This is a genomic window from Comamonas terrigena NBRC 13299 (genome assembly GCF_006740045.1).
Classification (GTDB): Bacteria; Pseudomonadota; Gammaproteobacteria; order Burkholderiales; family Burkholderiaceae_C; genus Comamonas; species Comamonas terrigena.
This window is the reverse complement of the sequence record NZ_AP019749.1, coordinates 2,681,393-2,699,388: the sequence shown is the minus strand read 5'-3', so window position 1 is coordinate 2,699,388 and position 17,996 is coordinate 2,681,393. Positions and strand designations below refer to the sequence as shown.

Annotated in this window: 14 protein-coding genes; 6 read left to right on the top strand and 8 right to left on the bottom strand. The window is 67.4% G+C overall.

Annotated elements, in window-relative coordinates; all coding sequences use genetic code 11:
* Positions 1-140: 140 nt before the first annotated feature.
* The 3 genes from hrpA (at position 141) to CT3_RS12065 (ending at position 6,358) form a co-directional block, all read left to right on the top strand.
* Entirely contained in the window at positions 141-4,199 is a 4,059-nt protein-coding gene (hrpA, locus tag CT3_RS12075; protein WP_066532820.1) for an ATP-dependent RNA helicase HrpA, read from the top strand.
* A 46-nt stretch (positions 4,200-4,245) separates the two neighbouring features.
* The gene (locus CT3_RS12070) at positions 4,246-4,773 is read left to right on the top strand and encodes a hypothetical protein (protein ID WP_066532818.1); all 528 of its coding nucleotides are present in this window, start codon (positions 4,246-4,248) and stop codon (positions 4,771-4,773) included.
* Positions 4,774-4,924: 151 nt separating this feature from the next.
* Positions 4,925-6,358: an MBL fold metallo-hydrolase RNA specificity domain-containing protein gene (locus CT3_RS12065; protein WP_066532816.1), complete on the top strand. Its 1,434-nt coding sequence runs from the start codon at positions 4,925-4,927 to the stop codon at positions 6,356-6,358.
* Between the two features lie 30 nt (positions 6,359-6,388).
* On the opposite strand, the gene CT3_RS12060 is transcribed toward CT3_RS12065, so the two are convergent.
* Positions 6,389-6,898 carry a hypothetical protein gene (locus CT3_RS12060; protein WP_066532814.1) on the bottom strand — a complete coding sequence of 170 codons (510 nt, stop codon included), beginning with the start codon at positions 6,896-6,898 and terminating at the stop codon, positions 6,389-6,391.
* 329 nt (positions 6,899-7,227) lie between these two features.
* On the opposite strand from CT3_RS12060, the gene CT3_RS12055 reads away from it, so the two are divergent.
* On the top strand, positions 7,228-8,937 hold the full coding sequence (locus tag CT3_RS12055; protein WP_066532809.1) for a long-chain fatty acid--CoA ligase: 1,710 nt from the start codon (positions 7,228-7,230) through the stop codon (positions 8,935-8,937).
* 182 nt (positions 8,938-9,119) lie between these two features.
* Here the strand turns inward: CT3_RS12055 and CT3_RS12050 are convergent, their stop codons facing one another.
* Positions 9,120-9,635 carry a HugZ family pyridoxamine 5'-phosphate oxidase gene (locus CT3_RS12050; protein WP_066532808.1) on the bottom strand — a complete coding sequence of 172 codons (516 nt, stop codon included), beginning with the start codon at positions 9,633-9,635 and terminating at the stop codon, positions 9,120-9,122.
* A 390-nt stretch (positions 9,636-10,025) separates the two neighbouring features.
* Here CT3_RS12050 and CT3_RS12045 point away from each other — a divergent pair, with 390 nt between their 5' ends.
* Entirely contained in the window at positions 10,026-10,799 is a 774-nt protein-coding gene (locus tag CT3_RS12045) for a 2OG-Fe dioxygenase family protein (protein WP_066532805.1), read from the top strand.
* A gap of 103 nt (positions 10,800-10,902) precedes the next feature.
* Entirely contained in the window at positions 10,903-11,340 is a 438-nt protein-coding gene (locus tag CT3_RS12040; protein WP_066532801.1) for a universal stress protein, read from the top strand.
* Between the two features lie 349 nt (positions 11,341-11,689).
* Here the strand turns inward: CT3_RS12040 and CT3_RS12035 are convergent, their stop codons facing one another.
* The 6 genes from CT3_RS12035 to livH all read right to left on the bottom strand — a co-directional run bounded on the left by CT3_RS12035 (position 11,690) and on the right by livH (position 17,916).
* Entirely contained in the window at positions 11,690-12,676 is a 987-nt protein-coding gene (locus CT3_RS12035; protein WP_066532800.1) for a Bug family tripartite tricarboxylate transporter substrate binding protein, read from the bottom strand.
* Between the two features lie 615 nt (positions 12,677-13,291).
* Complete coding sequence (locus CT3_RS12030) at positions 13,292-14,053, bottom strand: SDR family NAD(P)-dependent oxidoreductase (protein WP_066532797.1); 762 nt, start codon at positions 14,051-14,053, stop codon at positions 13,292-13,294.
* A gap of 200 nt (positions 14,054-14,253) precedes the next feature.
* Positions 14,254-14,967 (bottom strand): ABC transporter ATP-binding protein, encoded by a 714-nt coding sequence (locus CT3_RS12025; RefSeq protein WP_066533337.1) that lies wholly within the window; start codon positions 14,965-14,967, stop codon positions 14,254-14,256.
* Positions 14,967-15,731, bottom strand: coding sequence for a high-affinity branched-chain amino acid ABC transporter ATP-binding protein LivG (gene livG, locus CT3_RS12020; protein WP_066532795.1), 765 nt, complete (start codon positions 15,729-15,731; stop codon positions 14,967-14,969). The genes CT3_RS12025 and livG overlap by 1 nt, the downstream gene beginning before the upstream one ends.
* Positions 15,728-16,990, bottom strand: coding sequence for a high-affinity branched-chain amino acid ABC transporter permease LivM (locus CT3_RS12015; protein ID WP_066532793.1), 1,263 nt, complete (start codon positions 16,988-16,990; stop codon positions 15,728-15,730). Before CT3_RS12015 ends, livG begins: the two co-directional genes overlap by 4 nt.
* Positions 16,990-17,916 carry a high-affinity branched-chain amino acid ABC transporter permease LivH gene (gene livH, locus CT3_RS12010; protein WP_066532790.1) on the bottom strand — a complete coding sequence of 309 codons (927 nt, stop codon included), beginning with the start codon at positions 17,914-17,916 and terminating at the stop codon, positions 16,990-16,992. The genes CT3_RS12015 and livH overlap by 1 nt, the downstream gene beginning before the upstream one ends.
* Positions 17,917-17,996 lie beyond the last annotated feature (80 nt).

Below are 17,996 nucleotides of genomic sequence, written 5' to 3'. Positions count from 1 at the left end.
GCGACTGTGTGTGAGAGCCCCGTGACCCATTTAGTTCCGGCGCGCAGGGCCTTGGCTGCGGGGAGGGTGCAGAGTCTGCTGTGGGTCCATCTGCAGCGGCAGCGCCGGCGGGCGGCGCGCGCGGGGATAATCACGCCCCTATGTCTTTGAAGATCACCTTCCCCGAGCAACTCCCCGTATCCAGCCGCCGTGACGAGATCATGGAGGCCATGGACCGCCACCAGGTCATCATCGTCTGTGGCGAGACGGGCTCGGGCAAGACCACGCAGCTGCCCAAGATCGCGCTGGCGCTGGGCCGCGGCAAGATCAATGCGGTGCCGGACGACAAGGGCGTGGTGCGCGGCCACCTGATCGGCCACACCCAGCCGCGCCGGATTGCGGCCAGCTCGGTCGCCAAGCGCATTGCCGAGGAGCTGAACACGCCGCTGGGCGAGGTGGTGGGCTACAAGGTGCGTTTCCAGGACACGCTGCAGAAGAACGCCTCGGTCAAGCTGATGACGGACGGCATCCTGCTGGCCGAAACCCAGACCGATCCGCTGCTCAAGGCCTATGACACGCTGATCATCGACGAGGCGCACGAGCGCAGCCTGAACATCGACTTTCTGCTGGGCTATCTGCGGCAGATCCTGCCCCAGCGCCCCGACCTGAAGGTGGTGGTGACCTCGGCCACCATCGATGCCGACCGCTTTGCCAAGCACTTTGAAGGCAAGGACGGGCCTGCGCCGGTGATCATGGTCTCGGGCCGGACCTACCCGGTGGAGATGCGCTATCGCCCGTTCGAGGGTGAGAAGGACAAGGACCTGAACGACGCCATTGCCGAGGGCGTTGACGAGCTGTGGGCCGGCGGCAAGGGGGGCGACATCCTGATCTTCCTGCCCGGCGAGCGCGAAATCCGCGAAGCGGCAGACCATGTGCGCAAGCACCTGCAGCATTCGCCCACCTTGCGCAGCGCCGAAGTGCTGCCGCTGTTCTCGCGCCTGTCGCAGGCCGAGCAGGACCGGATCTTCGACGGCCACACCGGCCGGCGCATCGTGCTGGCCACGAACGTGGCGGAAACCTCGCTGACGGTGCCGGGCATACGCTATGTCATTGACGCCGGTACGGCGCGCGTGAAGCGCTATTCCTTCCGCAGCAAGGTGGAGCAGCTGCTGGTAGAGCCGATTTCGCAGGCCGCCGCCAACCAGCGCGCCGGCCGCTGCGGCCGGGTGGCCAACGGTATCTGCATCCGCCTGTATGACGAGGTGGATTTCAACGGCCGCGACAAATTCACCGACCCGGAAATCCTGCGCAGCTCGCTGGCCGGGGTGATTCTGCGCATGAAGGCGCTGGGCCTGGGCGATGTGGTGCATTTCCCGTTCCTGGAAGCGCCTTCGGGCCGCGCCATTGCCGATGGCTACCAGCTGCTGGCCGAACTGGGCGCGGTGGACGAGCGCGGCAATCTGCTGGCCATGGGCAAGGAGCTGTCGCGCCTGCCGCTGGACCCGCGCGTGGGCCGCATGATTCTGGAGGCGCGTGCGCGTGGTGCGCTGTCGGAGGTGCTGGTGATTGCCTCGGCGCTGTCGGTGCAGGATGTGCGCGACCGGCCCATGGAGGCCCAGCAGCAGGCCGACCAGGCGCATGCCAAGTTCGACGACGAAAAAAGCGAATTCACCGGCTACCTGCGGCTGTGGAAATGGCTGCAGGACGCGCGTGGCGGCAAGGTGGTGGCCAAGAGCCGCGCCGAGATGGCGGCGCAGCACCAGCCCGCGGCCAAGCCCAGCGCCCGCAGCCAGGCCTTTTTGCCGGTGAGCCAGCGCGGCAGCGGCGCCCAGGTGGAAGGCACGGTGGAGGAGCGGCTGGCGCTGTTCAACCCTGCCGAGCCGGCGCAGGAGGCCACGCACAAGATCAGCAACCGCCAGTGGGAGCAGTTGCTGCGCCAGAACTTCGTCAACATCCGCCGCGTGCGCGAGTGGCGCGACATCCATTCGCAGCTGCTCACCGTGGTCAAGGAGCAGAAATGGCTGCTCAACAACGAGGCTGCCGGCTATGAGGCCGTGCATCTGTCGATGCTGTCCGGCCTGCTGGGCAACATCGGCTACAAGGGTGAGGAAAACGAAAGCTACCTGGGTGCGCACGGCATCAAGTTCCACCCCCACCCCGGCGCCCACCTGTCCAAGAAGCCGGGCCGCTGGATCGTGGCGGCCGAGCAGGTGGAGACCTCGCGCCTGTACGGCCGGGGCATTGCCGCGATCGAGCCGCAGTGGCTGGAGGAAGTGGGCGGGCACCTGCTGCGCAAGCAGCTGCTGGACCCGCACTGGAGCAAGAAGCAGGCGGATGTGGTGGCACTGGAGCGCGCCACGCTCTACGGCCTGGTGGTCTACAACGGCCGGCGCGTGAGCTACGGCCGCATCGATCCGCACGAGGCGCGCAATCTGTTCATCCGCCAGGCGCTGGTGGCCGGGGAGTGGGAAACCAAATGGCATTTCCTGCCCGCCAACCTGAAGCTGATGCGCAAGGTGGAGGAGCTGGAGCACAAGAGCCGCCGCCAGGACGTGCTGGTGGACGACGAGCTGATCTTTGCCTTCTACGACCAGCAGCTGCCGCGCGATGTGTACAGCGGCGCCACGTTCGACCACTGGTTCCGCCTGCAGAGCAAGGGCAACCCCGAGCTGCTGCGCCTGTCCAAGGACGAGCTGATGCGCCACGAGGCGGCCGGCATCACCACCGACAACTTCCCCAAGCTGGTCAAGCTCGGCGGGGTGGACTGCGCGGCGGCCTATCTGCACAGCCCGGGCGATGCACGCGACGGCGTGACGGTGACCGTGCCGCTGTTCGTGCTGAACCAGGTGTCGGAAGAGCGGGCCGAATGGCTGGTGCCCGGCATGCTGAAAGACAAGATCCAGGCCCTGCTCAAGAGCCTGCCGCAGCGCCCGCGCAGCCGCTTTGTGCCGCTGCCCGAAAACGCGGCGCGGCTGGCCGCGCTGTTCACCAGCGTGGAGCGCTGGGCGCAGGGCGGGCTGATCGATGTGCTGCTCAAGCAGGTGCGCGACGAGACTTCGCTGGATGTGAAGCGCGCCGATTTCAAGCTGGACATGCTGAGCCCGCACCTGTTCATGAACTTCCGCATCACGGACGAGCATGGCCGCCAGCTGGGCCAGGGACGCAATCTGGGCGCGCTCAAGGCCGAGTGGGGCGTGAAGGCGCGCGGGGCGTTCCAGGCGCTGGCCTCCCTGAAGGTGGCTGCCGTGGTGCAGGGCCAGTCGGAGTCCGCGCAGAAGGCGCCGCACCCGGCCCAGGCCGGTGCGCCCGCTGCGGCCAAGGCGGGCGGCGCCGCCTGCAAGCCCGACAAGAGCGTGCCCGCGCAGGCCCATGACACCCGCTACAAGGAATGGGGTTTCGGCGAGCTGCCCGAGCTGATGGAAATCAAGAAGGGCGGCACCACGCTGATCGGTTTCCCGGCGCTGATCGACCATGGCGATGCCGTCGGCATCGAGGTGTTCGACGAGCCCGAGGTGGCGGCTGCCAAGCACCGCGTGGGCCTGCGCCGCCTGTTTGCGCTGCAGATCCGCGATGCGCTGAAGTACCTGGAAAAGAACATTCCCGATCTGCAGAAGATGGCCGTGGCCTATATGCCGCTGGGCACGCAGGAGGAGCTGCGCGGCCAGATCATCGACGTGGCCATTGACCGGGCGTTCCTGCAGGACCCGCTGCCGGCCAACGAGGCCGATTTCAAGCAGCGCGTGCAGGACGGCCGGGGGCGCCTGACCCTGATCGCCAACGAGGTGGCGCGCATGAGCGCCACCATCCTGACCGAATACGCGGCGGCCGCACGCAAGATCAAGGACACCAAGAACGCGCCCGAGGCCACCAAGGATGCGGGCGAGCAGCTGCACAAGCTGGTGCCCAAGAATTTCATCGCCGTGGCGCCGTGGAGCCAGCTGGGCCACTACGCGCGCTATCTGAAGGCCATCACCACGCGGCTGGACAAGTACCGCGCCGACCCGGCCCGCGATGCCGCTAAGCTCAAGGAGCTGCAGCCCATGGAGCAGCGCTACTGGCGCCTGGTGGCCGAGCGCAAGGGCCAGGTCGACGCCCGCATGCAGGAATACCGCTGGATGCTGGAAGAGCTGCGCGTGAGCTTTTTCGCGCAGGAGCTGCGCACGCCGTACCCGGTCAGCACCAAGCGGCTGGACAAGGTCTGGCAGCAGCTGCAGCACTGATGCGCCGAGCGCGGCACGACCACGCAGAAGCCCCATGAGAAGCCCCATGCTCTGGCGCCGCCTGCTGCCCGCTGAACAGGGCTTTGTGCTGCAGCACTTCGGTGCGCAACAGGGGGGCTGGCTGGCGCAGCAGGTGCGCCTGGGCCTGCGCCGGGTGGGGGATACGCGGCGGGCGCTGTGCCTGAACGGTGGCTGGCTGTCGTTTCCGCGCGCCTGCTATGGCGGCGCAAGCCTGCAGGCGCCGCTGCGCCTGGACCATGCTGCGGTGGCGGGCCTGTTCGCCCATGAGCTGCTGCACCAGCTGCAGCGCAGCCAGGGTCTGCCGGTGACGCGGCAGGCCGTAGCCTTGCACGCGCGCCAGCTGCTGCCCGGGTGGCTGGGCGGGCGGGACCCTTATGCCTACCGCGCCGGCCATTCCGCCAGGGAGCGGCTGCGGCAGTTCTGGCAGGCCCAGGTGGAGCAGCAGGCGCAGATGTGGCAGGACCATGTGCAGGCCCTGGTGGCGGGACGGCCGGACCCGGCTTGGGCAGGGGTGGCCCGTGCGGTGCAGGCCGGGCGCTTGCGCCGGCGCTGAAGCGCAAAGTCCAAGCGCGCCGGTGGCGCGGCTGTGGCGGGTGTGCAACCGTTCGTCCGCGTGGCTGTTACAGTTTGTCCAAGTATGGCCTGGGCAGTGCCCCCAGGTCCAGGGCGCCCGCACGGGCGCGTGCACAGGGAGGGGTGTTGCGATGCAGATCACGTTTTACGGGGCCGCGCAGACGGTTACCGGTTCCTGCTTTCTGGTGGAGTTGGGGGATTGCCGCTTTCTGATCGACTGCGGCATGGCCCAGGGCGGCCACGGCGCCCAGGAGCACAACCAGCAGGCCTTCGGCTTTGACCCGCGCCGCATCGACTTTGTGCTGCTGACCCATGCCCACATCGACCACAGCGGGTTGCTGCCCAAGCTGGCGGCACGGGGCTTTCGCGGGCCCATCTATGCCACGGCGGCCACCGCCGATCTGCTGGATGTGCTGCTCAAGGACAGTGCGCACATCCAGATGATGGAGGTCGAGCGGCAGCAGCGCCGTGCCCAGAAATCGGTCGGCAAGCACGCTGCCCGGGAGCCGCGCCACGGCCGGGAGCCGGCGCTGGAGCCGCCGCTCTACACCGTGCAGGATGCCGAGCTGGCGGTGTCGCTGGTGCAGGCCAAGCCCTACAACCAGACTTTTTCTCCCCACCCCGCGGTGAAGGTGCGCATGCGCGATGCGGGGCACATCCTGGGCTCGGCCATCCTCGAGATCTGGCTCAGCGACGCACTGGGCGGCACGCGCAAGCTGGTGGCCAGCGGCGACCTGGGCCAGCCCGGGCGGCCCATCCTGCGCGACCCCACGCCGATTGCCGATGCCGATGTGCTGCTGATCGAATCCACCTACGGCGACCGCCTGCACAAGGACAGCAGCTCCACGCTGGAGGAACTGGTGGAGGTGGTCAACCGCACCGTGCCGCGCGGCAATGTGGTGATTCCGGCCTTTGCCGTGGGGCGCACGCAAGAGCTGCTCTACCACTTTGCCCAGCTGGCGACGCAGCAGCGGCTGGCGCCGATGGAGATTTTTGTCGATTCGCCCATGGCGGTGACGGCCACGGCCATCACGCTCAAGCACTTTGCCGCTTTTGACGCCGAGACCCGGCAGCTGCTGGGCAGCCCGCAGCGGCTGGCGCAGTGGCGGCAGCTGCACTTCATCAGCGATGTGGAGGATTCCATCAAACTCAACCGCATCAAGAGCGGTGCGGTGATTCTGTCGGCCAGCGGCATGTGCGATGCCGGGCGGGTGCTGCACCACCTGCACAACAACCTGGGGCGGGCGGAATGCGCGGTGCTGATCTGCGGCTTCCAGGCTGCCGGGTCGCTGGGCCGCCGCCTGGTGGATGGGGAAAAACGGGTGCGTCTGATGGGCGACGACATTGCGGTGCGGGCCTCGGTGCACACCCTGGGCGGGTTCTCCGCCCATGCCGACCAGAAGGCATTGCTGGACTGGGCCGGGGCGTTCACCCAGGCGCCGAAGCAGACGTTTGTGGTGCATGGGGAGGCGAAATCGGCTACCGCGCTGTCCGAGCGGCTGCAGGCGCTGCCGGGCTGGGGCCAGGTGACGATTCCGGCCCTGGGCAACAGCTACCGGCTGTAAGCGGCTGGGCTGCAGCCGGCACGTGGGCGGTCAGGCCGACAGCCGGGACCAGAGCTTGCCTAAGCGGGTGGCGGGTGTGGTGGGCAATGCAGGCGATGCAGGCATTGCGGGGTGCAGGGGCGATACGGACGACACAGGCGTTGCTGGCGCGCTGGTGGCCGAGGGGCGGATGCTGGAGGCGGCTTCGTCCAGGGTGGCGGCGGGAGCCGGGGCGTGGACGGGATGCGGGCGGCTGGCGCTGCAGGACTCGGTGGCGCTGCGGCCGATCTGGATGCAGCCGGTTTGCAGCAGGGCGCGCAGGGCGGCCTGCACATCGTCTTTCGGAGCTTGCACCAGCGGGGGGATCAGGTGGGACGCACGGGGCTTGCTGGACAGCAGGGTGCAGATGCGGTGGACCAGCCGGTCGCGTTCGGTCAGCTGTGTCAGCTGCTCGGGCCAGCGGGTAAGGTAGAGCAGGCCAATGGTGGCTTCGCGGTGCAGCGGCTCGGTGGCACGTGTCGACTTGGGGCGGCGGGTGTCGGCGAAGGCTGCGGGGCTCATGGGGGATCCTGGTTCGAGGGCGGGAAGGCGGTAGGCAGGCGGCAGCGGGGGGCTGCAATGCCTGTGTTTTTTTGTAAGTTTCTTTTCCTGGAAAGACATTTTTTGTCAGGCGCGGCTGACACGCCGGGCAGGAAAGCAGCCTGCCCGGCAGTGGGGCGTACCGGTAGTGGCTGGTCAGGCGGGCGCCAGGGGGTGGTGGTGTGTTTGGTTGACGTGCAGGTCAGATCGGGTCGCACAAGCGACGCGGGCTAGGGTGCCGTCCTAATGTCGAGGGGGCTGGCGCGGCCTAGTCTCATGGGGTGTCCAACCCGTAGAAGAATCTCTCCGTCATGCGTCCCCATCACGCCTTCTGGCCTCGCCGCCTTCCCCACGCGCTGACTGTGCCTGCCACCTCCCTGTGGGACAACCTGGAAATCAGCGCGCGCCGCTATCCGGACAAGGCAGGCCTGGTGTTCTTCGGGCGCCGCATCAGCTACCGCGAGATGGCCGATACCGCCGAGCGCCTGGCCGCCCACATGCATGCCCAGGGCGTGCGCAAGGGCGACCGTGTGATCCTGCTGATGCAGAACATGGCCCAGCTGGTGATCGGGCACTTCGCCATCCAGCGCGCCAATGCGGTGGTGGTGCCGGTCAATCCCATGAATCTGGCCGAAGAGCTCAAGCACTACATCACCGATGGCGGCGTGAAGCTGGCCATCACCACGGCCGATCTGGCGCCCGAGCTGGCCAAGGCCAGCAATGCACTGGCGGCCGCTGACCGCCTGTCGCACATGGTGGTTACCCAGCTCAACGACTACCTGCCCGAAGGCGCGGCCTGCGAACCCATGCCCGAAGCCTGGGAAGCCTGGCTCAAGCCCACACGCGCCCTGCCTGCGCTGGACGGCGGCAGCGTCAGCAGCTGGAAGGACGCGGTCGCGACCACGGCCCCGGTGCCGGCGCTGGAAGTGGGGCCGGACGACCTGAGCGTGCTGCCCTATACCAGCGGCACCACCGGCCTGCCCAAGGGCTGCATGCACACGCACCGCTCCATCATGCACAACGCCATGGCCAGCTCGGTCTGGGGCGGCAGCACCAGTGAGAACGTGACCCTGGCCGTGGTACCCATGTTCCACATCACCGGCATGGTGTCGATGATGCATTGCAACATCGTGCTGGGCGCCACCATGGTACTGCTGCCGCGCTGGGACCGCGAGGTGGCGGGCCGCCTGATCTCGCAGTACCGGGTGACGCACTGGACCAACATTCCCACCATGGTGATCGACCTGATGGGCAGCCCCAACTACCGCAGTTTCGACCTGAGCAGCCTGGTCTATATCGGTGGTGGCGGCGCGGCCATGCCCCAGGCCGTGGCCCAGCGGCTCAAGGACGAGTTCGACCTGTCCTACCAGGAAGGCTACGGCCTGACGGAGACGGCCGCGCCCTCGCACAACAACCCCTATGACCACCCCAAGCAGCAGTGCCTGGGCATTCCCTTCATGGGCACGGAATCGTTTGTGGCCAACCCCGACACGCTGGAGGAAATGCCCCAGGGCGAGACCGGCGAAATCCTGGTGCACGGCCCGCAGGTGTTCCAGGGCTACTGGAACAACCCCGAGGCCACGCGCGCGGCGTTTGTGGACATCGGCGGCAAGAAGTTCTTCCGCACCGGGGACCTGGGGCGCATGGACGAGGAAGGATATTTCTTCCTGACCGACCGCCTCAAGCGCATGATCAATGCCAGCGGCTTCAAGGTCTGGCCGGCCGAGGTGGAGGCGCTTATGTTCAGCCACCCCGCCATCCAGGAAGCCTGCGTGATCGCCGCCAAGGATGCCTACCGGGGTGAGACCGTGAAGGCCGTGGTGGTGCTGCGCCAGGCCTTCAAGGGCCAGGTCAGCGAGGAGGACATCGTCCAGTGGTGCCGCGAACACATGGCGGTCTACAAGGTGCCGCGCATCGTGCAGTTTGCCGATGCCCTGCCCAAGAGCGGCAGCGGCAAGGTGATGTGGCGCCAGCTGCAGGAGCTGGAGGCCGCCGCTGCCCCGGCAGCGGCCAACGCCTGACCCGGCGCGGTGGCGCTGTGCCGCCACCGCAGCCTGTCATCGCAAAAGAAAAAAGCCCGAAACCGGTTTCGGGCTTTATGCATGGTGGGTACGTTTGGAAGGCGGTGCTGCCAAACGGGCGTAGGCCGGGCAGGGGCGCCGTTGCGCGTGCCCCTGCCTGACAGGGTGCGCGGCGGACGCTGTCAGTCCCCGGGCTGCGGCGGGGCCTGCAGCACCTGCAGCAGTTCCTCGTGCGCGACATCGCGTGCGGCGCCAAAGCCGGCGATGTGGCGTGCGGCCAGCGGCGCCAGGCACACCAGGCGGAAGTCGCCCAGCTCCATCATGAAGCCCACATCGGGAAAGCGCGCCAGGTAGGCGCTGCGGGCGGCGTCCCAGGCGGGGCTGCCGCGCTCGGGGGTGCTGGCGCGCACCTGCAGCGTGGCGCGCTCCAGCGCATGGACCGGGGCGTCGGCCGACTCCGGCTGGACCACCATCAGGCTGGCCAGCGGCTGGGCCTGCAGCTGCTGCGTGTGGGCCGCCAGACCCGACAGGTGCAGCACCAACTGGCTGTGGGCGGTGTCGATGGCATAGGGCACAAACGACACGAAAGGCGTGGCCGGTGTGCCGTCACCAGCCGGCTGGAGGGTGGCCAGGGCCGCCGTGCGGTGGTGGTGCAGCAGGGCGCGCAGGCTGCGCATCAAACGGGGTTCGTGGGCCATGGTCAGGGGAAGCGAAAGCGATGGCGCATTCTAGGCAGCGCGGCGCAGGCGGCTGCGGGGCCATGTCAATGTGCGTGCGCAGACCCCGCGGGATGCGCGGGCCGCCGTGGGGTGCCGCGGGGGGCGTGCGGGGTGCTGCGGCCGGGCCGGGGAGTGGCGTGTCTGGCACGGACGGCTTGCGCATGGCCTGTGCCTGGCCTGCACACAGTCTGCACACGGCCGTGTTCCGCTGCGCGCAGCCCGGGCGCCGGTGCGGGGGGCAAGGCGGTTGGGCGGTGCCGGGCATGCCAGCCGCTGTCCCACACAGGGCGCCCCAGTGACGGCAAAAGACGGGCAGATTGACGCAACTGCTCCAAGCCGGCCTGCAGCCGGAGTAAGCTGTAGGCCACCATGTCCCAATTGAGCTTTGCCCCCCCTTACCACTCGCCTGCCCATGTGGAGGCGCAGATCCGTGACCACGGTTTTGCCGTGCTCCAGCCTTCCGATGTGGCGCTGTGGCTGGGGACCACGCTGGGCGAGCTGCACCAGATGGACCCCGACTGGTCCGACCTGCCGCCCGATGCCTTTTTGCGCGATGGCGGCCGCTACCGCTTCCGCCGTCATTCCTGCTTTGTGGTGGAGCAGGGCGTGCTGCGCCAGGTACCCCACCGTGCCCACTGGCAGCCGGTGGAATACAACGCGCTGCATGGCGGCATGCAGCGCATGTTTGCCCCCATGTCCGATGCCACGGTAGCGCTGCCAGTGTGGCACCAGCTGGTGGAGCAGCTGGCCGCGCTGTCCAGTGCGCTGTTCGATCCTGCCCCTGTGCCCGGCCCCTGCTATGTGGAGGCGCACCAGTTCCGCATCGACACGGCCCAGGGCATTGGCCGCCCCACGCCCGAAGGCGCGCACCGCGACGGTGTGGACCTGGTGGCAGTGTTCCTGGTGAACCGCGCCCACATCAAGGGCGGCGAGACCCGCGTGTTCGAGGCCAATGGCCCCGCCGGCCAGCGCTTCACGCTGACCGAGCCCTGGTCGCTGATGCTGATGGACGACGCGCGCATGATCCACGAGTCCACGCCCATCCAGCCCTTGCAGGACGGCGGGGTGCGCGACACCCTGGTGGTGACCTGCCGCCGTGGTGAATTTCAGGGTGACAAGGAATTGCAATCCGTTCAAGATTGACGGAAGTCAAGATGCCCGCAGCCGCGAGGCTGCAGACTGTGTTTCAAGGGCGCGCAGTGCGCGCCGGAACGTTTCCATTGGAATAAAACAGGAGTTCTCTGCCATGTTCAAGCACATTCTCGTTCCCGTTGATGGTTCTGAAACCTCGCTGCATGCCGTGGCCAAGGCCGCCGGTCTGGCCAAGGCCTTTGGCAGCGAAGTGACGGCCGTCTACGTGCTGGACCCCTATCCCTTCACCGGCGTGGGCGCCGATTTCGCCTACGGCCAGGCCCAGTACCTGAGCGCTGCCACCGCCGAAGCCAACACCGCCCTGGAAGCCGTGAAGAAGCAGATGGACGAAGCCGGCGTGGACGTGAAGACCATGGTGGGCGAGGGCCACGCGGTGCACGAAGGCATTGTGCGTGTGGCCGACTCCGTGGGCGCCGACCTGATCGTCATGGGTTCGCACGGCCGCCGTGGTCTGGAAAAGCTGGTGCTGGGCAGCGTGGCCCAGCGCGTGCTGAGCGCAGCCCGCATCCCCGTGCTGGTGGTGCGCCAGTAAAGCGCAGGTGCATCCGCGCTGCGTGGCCTGGGCCATGCAGCAGCCAACCAGAAAAGGCAACTTCGGCTGCCTTTTTGCATGGGTGCATGAGCGCATGGGTTGGTGGGGGCGTTGCTGGTACGGCAGCACCGCAGCACGGTGGCCGTGCGCGGAGCCGCTGTGCGGGCGACGGCATGCCGCAGGCACCAGGGAGGGCTCATGCAGTGGGGCGCCACAGGGTCTGCTGGCCCCGCAGGTCTTCCCGACAGGGCGTTGCCGCTGTGCGCCGGCTGTCTGCTGCCGGGCGGCCGCCCATGAAAAAAGCCCTTGCCGCAAGGCAAGGGCTGTGTGCGCCAGCGCGGGGACGCGCTTACTGGATCTTGGCGCCCGAGGCTTCGACCACGGCCTTGGAGTGGCTGAAGTCGGCCTTGTACATGGCGTCGAAGTCCTTGATGGACAGGGCCTGGGGCTCGGCGCCCTGGGCCAGGATGGCTTCGCGCACTTCGGGCAGGGCCAGCAGCTTGTTCACTTCGGCGTTCATCTTCTGGGTGATGGCGGCCGGGGTGTTGGCGGGCATGAACAGGCCGTACCAGGTGCTGACGTCAAAGTTCTTCATGCCGGCATCCTGCATGGTGGGCACGTCGGGCAGCGAGGACGAGCGCTTGGCCGAGGTCACGGCCAGCGGGCGCAGCTTGCCGGCCTTGATCTGACCGATGGCCGAGGGGATGGATGAGACCAGCAGGTCCACGTTGCCAGCGATGGCGTCCATCAGCGCGGGGTTGGAGCCCTTGTAGGGCACGTGGGTCAGCTGGATGCCGGCGGCCTTCTCGAAGATGTGGCCGGCGATGTGGATGCTGGTGCCGTTGCCGGGCGAGCCGTAGGTGATCTTGCCGGGCGTGGCCTTGGCAGCCTTGATGACGTCGCCGATGGTCTTGTAGGGCGAGTTGGCGCTGGTGGCGATGATCACCGGGGTGTAGGCGATGTGCGCGACGGGCGTCAGGTCCTTGGTGGGGTTCCAGGGCAGGTTCTTGTACAGATAGGGGCCCAGGATCAGGTTGTCCTTCTGGCCCATGACCATGTCATAGCCGGTGGGCTGGGACTTCACGGCTTCGGTGATGCCGATGGTGCCGCCGGCGCCGGCCTTGTTCTCGGGCACCACGGTCCAGCCGGTGGCTTCGGTCAGCTTGTTGGCGATGACGCGCGAGAGGATGTCGGTACCACCACCCGGCGGGAAGGGGATCACCAGGCGGATGGGCTTGTTGGGGTAGTCCTGGGTGCCGCCTTGTGCGAATGCGTGGGTGGCAGTGGCGCCCAGGGCCAAGGCCATGGAGGTGCAGGTGATCAGTTGGCGAAACATGGAAAAAAGGCTCCGGTGACAAGGGTCAGACTGGGACTGCGCAGGCCGGACAGGGCCAGGTGCAGATCCATCACAGAGTGGGCTGTTTCGATGATCGGGGAGGGTGGGTCCGCCATCAAGAGGGTTTGCTCCGGGTTTCGGAGCTTCAGGTCCCGGCGGTTGTGCCGGGGCGACCCCACGGACATGCATGCTGTGCCTGCCGGGGTTGCCAGCGTGGCGATGGTTGGTGGCATCTGTCCGATCGGGAGCAGCCGCCACAAGGCCCACAAAGCACGCAGTTGCGTGGGGAAGGCAGGCATATTAGCTGGCATTCCCCGTTGTGGTGAGCACCGGGGCACCAAAATGCGCACCGCCCCGTGTGGGTGCGGTGCACGCCGGGCAGAGGGCGTGGGCGCCGCTGGCCCGCAGCGCGCCGGGCGGGGTGTGGGATTCGCTAGAAAAGCGCAGTCTGGCTGAATAACTGGCTAGCCATGGCGCGCTGCGTGGTGGCTCTGGCCGCTGGCGCAGTGCCGGGCATGGCCCGGGCCAGGTGAGGGCCGGGGCCTTGCTTGAAGGTGTCGTTATTTGCGATGGCCTGGGTCGTGGGGCGCGAACCGGTCCATCGCCGCCACACTCTCAGGGCTGGCGCACGTCGGCCACGACCTGCTGGCCGAAGTCGGCCCGCTCCAGCCAGGCCAGGTTGCGGGCGGCCGCATCCTGGGGCGAGGTCAGGCTGCCGCTGGCGTGCAGCTGGGCAAAGCGTTCCACATCCGGGAAGTCGGTGGCGGCGCTGGTGCGCAGCTGCACCTGCATGTCGGTGTCGATCACACCGGGTGCCAGCGAGCAGATGCGTGCGCCGTGGGGCTTGGCGGCTTCGTCCAGTGCCACCGAGGCCGAGAAGATGTCCATGCCGGCCTTGGCGGCGCAGTAGGTGGCTTGCGAGGCAATGGCGCGGCGGCCCAGGCCGGACGAGATGTTCAGCACCTTGCGCGGCTGCGTCCAGTGCTCGGTGGCCTGCAGAAAGGCACTGGTCAGCAGCATGGGCGCTTCCAGGCCCACGCGCAGGCCGTTGCTGACGGCCGACCAGTCGCTGTGCGACAGCGGGGCAATCGGCGGGATCACGCCGGCGTTGTTGATCAGGGTGGCGCTGGCGAACTGCGTGGCGTCCTGTGCCTGCAGCCAGTCGCGCAGGGCGGCGGCAGCCTGCGCAGGGGCGGCCAGGTCGTGCTGCCACTGCTGCAGCGGCACGCCCAGGCGGGCGGCCAGATCGTCCAGGGCAGCGTTGCGCTGGCGGGCGATGGTGATCAGCTGGTGGCCTTGCTGCAGCAGCTGTTCGGCCATGGCCAGGCCCATGCCGCGCGAAGCGCCGGTGAGGATGGTGAGGGGGCGGTTTTGCATGCTGCCGATGGTAGCGGCTGCAGCGGCAGCTCCGCGTCACATCGGGGGCCGAAACCGGCGGTGGGGGACACCCGGGCCAGGGCCGCCGGGCGGGCAGGCGCAAAAAAAGGGCAGTGCATGGTGGCACTGCCCTGTTTGTCCGCATGGCCCGGCTTGCCCGAACCGCCCGGGCCTGCGGCGCGGGACCGGCGGGGTTTAGTTCAGCCGCCCAGGTAGGCCTTGCGCACCTGGTCGTTCTTCAGCAGGTTCTCGCCCGTGTCTTCCAGCACCACCTTGCCGGTTTCCAGCACATAGCCGCGGTCGGCAATCTGCAGCGCGCGGTTGGCGTTCTGCTCCACCAGGAACACGGTCACACCGTCGGCGCGGATGGTCTGGATGATCTCGAAGATCTGCGCAATGATCAGCGGTGCCAGGCCCAGCGTGGGTTCGTCGAGCAGCAGCAGGCGGGGCTTGCTCATCAGCGCGCGGCCGATGGCCAGCATCTGCTGTTCGCCGCCGGACATGGTGCCCGAGCGCTGGCTGGCGCGTTCCTTCAGGCGAGGGAAGAGCTTGAAGACATGCTCCTTGCCGTCTTCGATCTCGGCCTTGTTCAGAAAGAAGCCGCCCATCTGCAGGTTCTCGGTGACGGTGAGGTCGGAGAACACGCGGCGCCCCTCGGGCGAGATGGCGATGCCGCGGCGCATGATGTGGTGGGTGGACAGGGAGGTGATGTCCTCGCCCTCGAAGTGGATGGTGCCGCTGCTGGCGCGCGGGCCGCCGCAGACGGTCATCAGCAGCGAGGTCTTGCCTGCGCCGTTGCTGCCGATCAGGGTGACGATCTCGCCCTGGTTCACCTTCAGGCTGACCTGGTTCACCGCGCAGATGGCGCCGTAATGCGTGGAGACGTGCTCCAGCTCCAACATGGTCTTGGACATCATGCCTCTCCCAGATAGGCCTTGATGACCCGTTCGTTGTTGCGCACCTCCTCGGGCGTGCCTTCGGCAATCGGCTTGCCGTGTTCCATCACCATGATGCGTTCGGACACGCCCATGACCAGGCCCATGTCGTGCTCGATCAGCAGCACGGCCACGCCGTACTCGTTGCGCAGGCGGTCGATCAGGCCCTGCAGGTCTTTCTTTTCCTGCGGGTTCAGGCCGGCGGCGGGCTCGTCCAGCATCAGCACCTTGGGCTCGGTGATCATGCAGCGGGCGATTTCCAGGCGGCGCTGGTGGCCGTAGGCCAGGTTGCCGGCCTCGCGGTTGGCGAACTCGCGCAGGCCCATGAAGTCCAGCCAGTGCAGGGCGCGGTCCATGGCATCGCGTTCGCTCTGGCGGTAGGACTTGGTGTTGAACAGCCCGCCCAGCACCGAGGCGCTGGTGCGGCGGTGCTGGGCCACCAGCAGGTTTTCCAGCGCCGTCATGCGCTTGAACAGGCGCACGTTCTGGAAGGTGCGCACCACGCCGCGCTGGGCCACGCTGTGGCTGCCCAGGCCGGCGATCGACTGGCTCTCCAGCGCGATCTGGCCGGTGGTGGGCTTGTAGAAGCCGCTGATGCAGTTGAACACCGTGGTCTTGCCGGCGCCGTTGGGGCCGATGATGGCGAAGATTTCCTTGGGCTTGAGCGCCAGCTGCACGCCGTCGACGGCCAGCAGGCCGCCAAAGCGCATGCTCAGGTCCTTGACTTCCAGGATATGGCTCATGCGGCGTCTCCCTTGGCGGAGGGCGCTTGGGGCACTTGCACGTGGTGGCGCTTCATGGGCAGCAGGCCCTGCGGGCGCCAGACCATCATCAAAATCATGACCAGACCAAAGATCAGCATGCGGTATTCGGAGAATTCACGGGCCAGCTCGGGCAGCACGGTCAGCAGGATGGCTGCCACGATCACGCCGATCTGCGAACCCATGCCGCCCAGCACCACAATGGCCAGGATCAGCGCGGATTCGATGAAGGTGAAGGATTCGGGGTTGACGATGCCCTGGCGCGCCGCAAAGAAGGCGCCGCCAAAGCCGGCGAACATGGCGCCCAGCGTGAAGGCCGAGAGCTTGATCTTCATGGGGTTCAGTCCCAGCGAGCGGCAGGCGATCTCGTCTTCGCGCAGCGCTTCCCAGGCCCGGCCGATGGGCATGCGGATCAGGCGGTTGCTGATGAGCAGCGTCACCACCGCCAGCAGCAGGGCCATCAGGTACAGGAAGATCACCATGTGCATGGAGTTGAACTCCAGGCCGAAGAACTGGTGGAAGGTGGTGCCGTCCTCGGTCAGGGGCGAGCGGGTCATCGGCAGGCCCATCACCGTGGGCTTGGGGATGCTGGAGATGCCGTCCGGACCGCCGGTCCAGTCGGTCAGGTTGACCAGCAGCAGGCGGATGATTTCACCGAAGCCCAGCGTCACGATGGCCAGGTAGTCGCCGCGCAGGCGCAGCACCGGAAAGCCCAGGGCAAAGCCGAACAGGGCCGACATGGCGCCCGACAGCGGCAGCGCTTCCCAGAAGCTCCAGCCCGCCCAGTGGTAGAGCAGGGCATAGGTGTAGGCGCCCACGGCGTAGAAGCCCACAAAGCCCAGGTCCAGCAGGCCGGCAAAGCCCACGACGATGTTCAGGCCCAGGCCCAGCATCACGTAGATCATGGCCAGGGTGGCGATGTCCACCGCATTGCGGCCGGCAAAGAAGGGCCAGGACACGGCGAACAGCAGCATGGCCAGGATCAGGCCGTTGCGGTGGCGCTCCGGCACGGTAGGCAGCGAAGGCAGGCTCCAGGTGCGGGTGACGCCGCGCACGGCGGGGCGCACCAGTTGCCAGACGAACACGATGGCGCAGGCCCAGAGCACGTAGTCCCACTGCGGGACCAGGGTGGTGCGCATGCCGGCGCGCTCCAGGTGCAGACCGAAGATGGGGGTGACCACCAGCGCGGTCACCAGGGCAGCCAGCAGCGCCGGCCCGAGTTGAAGGCGTAGGCGGTGCATCAGACTTTCTCCACTTCAGGTTTGCCCAGCAGGCCGGTGGGGCGGAACAGCAGGATCAGCACCAGCAGGCCGAAGGCCACGATGTCCTTGTATTCCGACGAGATGTAGGCAGCGGCAAAGGTTTCCGCCACGCCCAGGATCACGCCGCCGAGCATGGCGCCCGGGATGGAGCCGATGCCGCCCAGCACCGCGGCCGTGAAGGCCTTGATGCCGGCGATGAAGCCGATGAAGGGGTTGAGCTTGCCCACGGCCAGGGCGATCAGCACGCCGCCCACGGCGGCCAGTATGGCGCCCAGCACAAAGGTGAACGAGATCACGCGGTTGGTGTTGATGCCCAGCATGCTGGCCATGTGCATGTCCTGTGCGCAGGCGCGCGAGGCGCGGCCCATGCGGGAATGCTTGATGTACAGCGTCAGCAGCACCATCAGCACCACGGCGACCACGATGATCAGCATGCGGGCGTAGGGGATGAAGACTTCGAAGTTGTCACCCATGTGGAAGTTGATGGCGCCGGGCAGCAGCGAGGGCACGGCCATGTCGCGCGCGCCCTGGCCCAGGGCCACCCAGTTCTGCAGGAAGATGGACATGCCGATGGCGGAGATCAGCGCCACCAGGCGGGGGCTGTTGCGCAAGGGCTTGTAGGCCACCTGTTCGACGGCCAGGCCGTACACGCCGGTGATGATGACGGCGACCACCAGCATCAGACCGATCACGGCCCAGATGGGCAGGCTGCCCTGCGTACCCACGGCCGACAGCGTGACCAGGCCGACATAGGCCCCGATCATGTAGATGTCGCCATGGGCGAAATTGATCATGCCAATGATGCCGTAGACCATGGTGTAGCCGATGGCAATCAGGGCATAGATGGCTCCGAGAGAGAGCCCGTTGAAAAGCTGCTGTATCAGCTGGGGCAATAAGTCAGACATGGTGTCTCTTCCGCCGTTGAGGGCCACAGGCAAGGATGGCGGGAGGCCCGGGTTAAAGAAACCGGGCAGGAACGCCGATG

Bases quoted from the DNA above. Each gene is read 5' to 3' on its own strand.
- hrpA (WP_066532820.1), top strand. From the start codon at position 141: ATGTCTTTGAAGATCACCTTCCCCGAGCAACTCCCCGTATCCAGCCGC.
- livH (WP_066532790.1), bottom strand. From the start codon at position 17,916: ATGTCTGACTTATTGCCCCAGCTGATACAGCAGCTTTTCAACGGGCTC.
- CT3_RS12030 (WP_066532797.1), bottom strand. From the start codon at position 14,053: ATGCAAAACCGCCCCCTCACCATCCTCACCGGCGCTTCGCGCGGCATG.
- CT3_RS12045 (WP_066532805.1), top strand. From the start codon at position 10,026: ATGTCCCAATTGAGCTTTGCCCCCCCTTACCACTCGCCTGCCCATGTG.
- CT3_RS12035 (WP_066532800.1), bottom strand. From the start codon at position 12,676: ATGTTTCGCCAACTGATCACCTGCACCTCCATGGCCTTGGCCCTGGGC.
- CT3_RS12040 (WP_066532801.1), top strand. From the start codon at position 10,903: ATGTTCAAGCACATTCTCGTTCCCGTTGATGGTTCTGAAACCTCGCTG.
- CT3_RS12050 (WP_066532808.1), bottom strand. From the start codon at position 9,635: ATGGCCCACGAACCCCGTTTGATGCGCAGCCTGCGCGCCCTGCTGCAC.
- CT3_RS12060 (WP_066532814.1), bottom strand. From the start codon at position 6,898: ATGAGCCCCGCAGCCTTCGCCGACACCCGCCGCCCCAAGTCGACACGT.
- livG (WP_066532795.1), bottom strand. From the start codon at position 15,731: ATGAGCCATATCCTGGAAGTCAAGGACCTGAGCATGCGCTTTGGCGGC.
- CT3_RS12055 (WP_066532809.1), top strand. From the start codon at position 7,228: ATGCGTCCCCATCACGCCTTCTGGCCTCGCCGCCTTCCCCACGCGCTG.
- CT3_RS12065 (WP_066532816.1), top strand. From the start codon at position 4,925: ATGCAGATCACGTTTTACGGGGCCGCGCAGACGGTTACCGGTTCCTGC.
- CT3_RS12025 (WP_066533337.1), bottom strand. From the start codon at position 14,967: ATGTCCAAGACCATGTTGGAGCTGGAGCACGTCTCCACGCATTACGGC.
- CT3_RS12070 (WP_066532818.1), top strand. From the start codon at position 4,246: ATGCTCTGGCGCCGCCTGCTGCCCGCTGAACAGGGCTTTGTGCTGCAG.
- CT3_RS12015 (WP_066532793.1), bottom strand. From the start codon at position 16,990: ATGCACCGCCTACGCCTTCAACTCGGGCCGGCGCTGCTGGCTGCCCTG.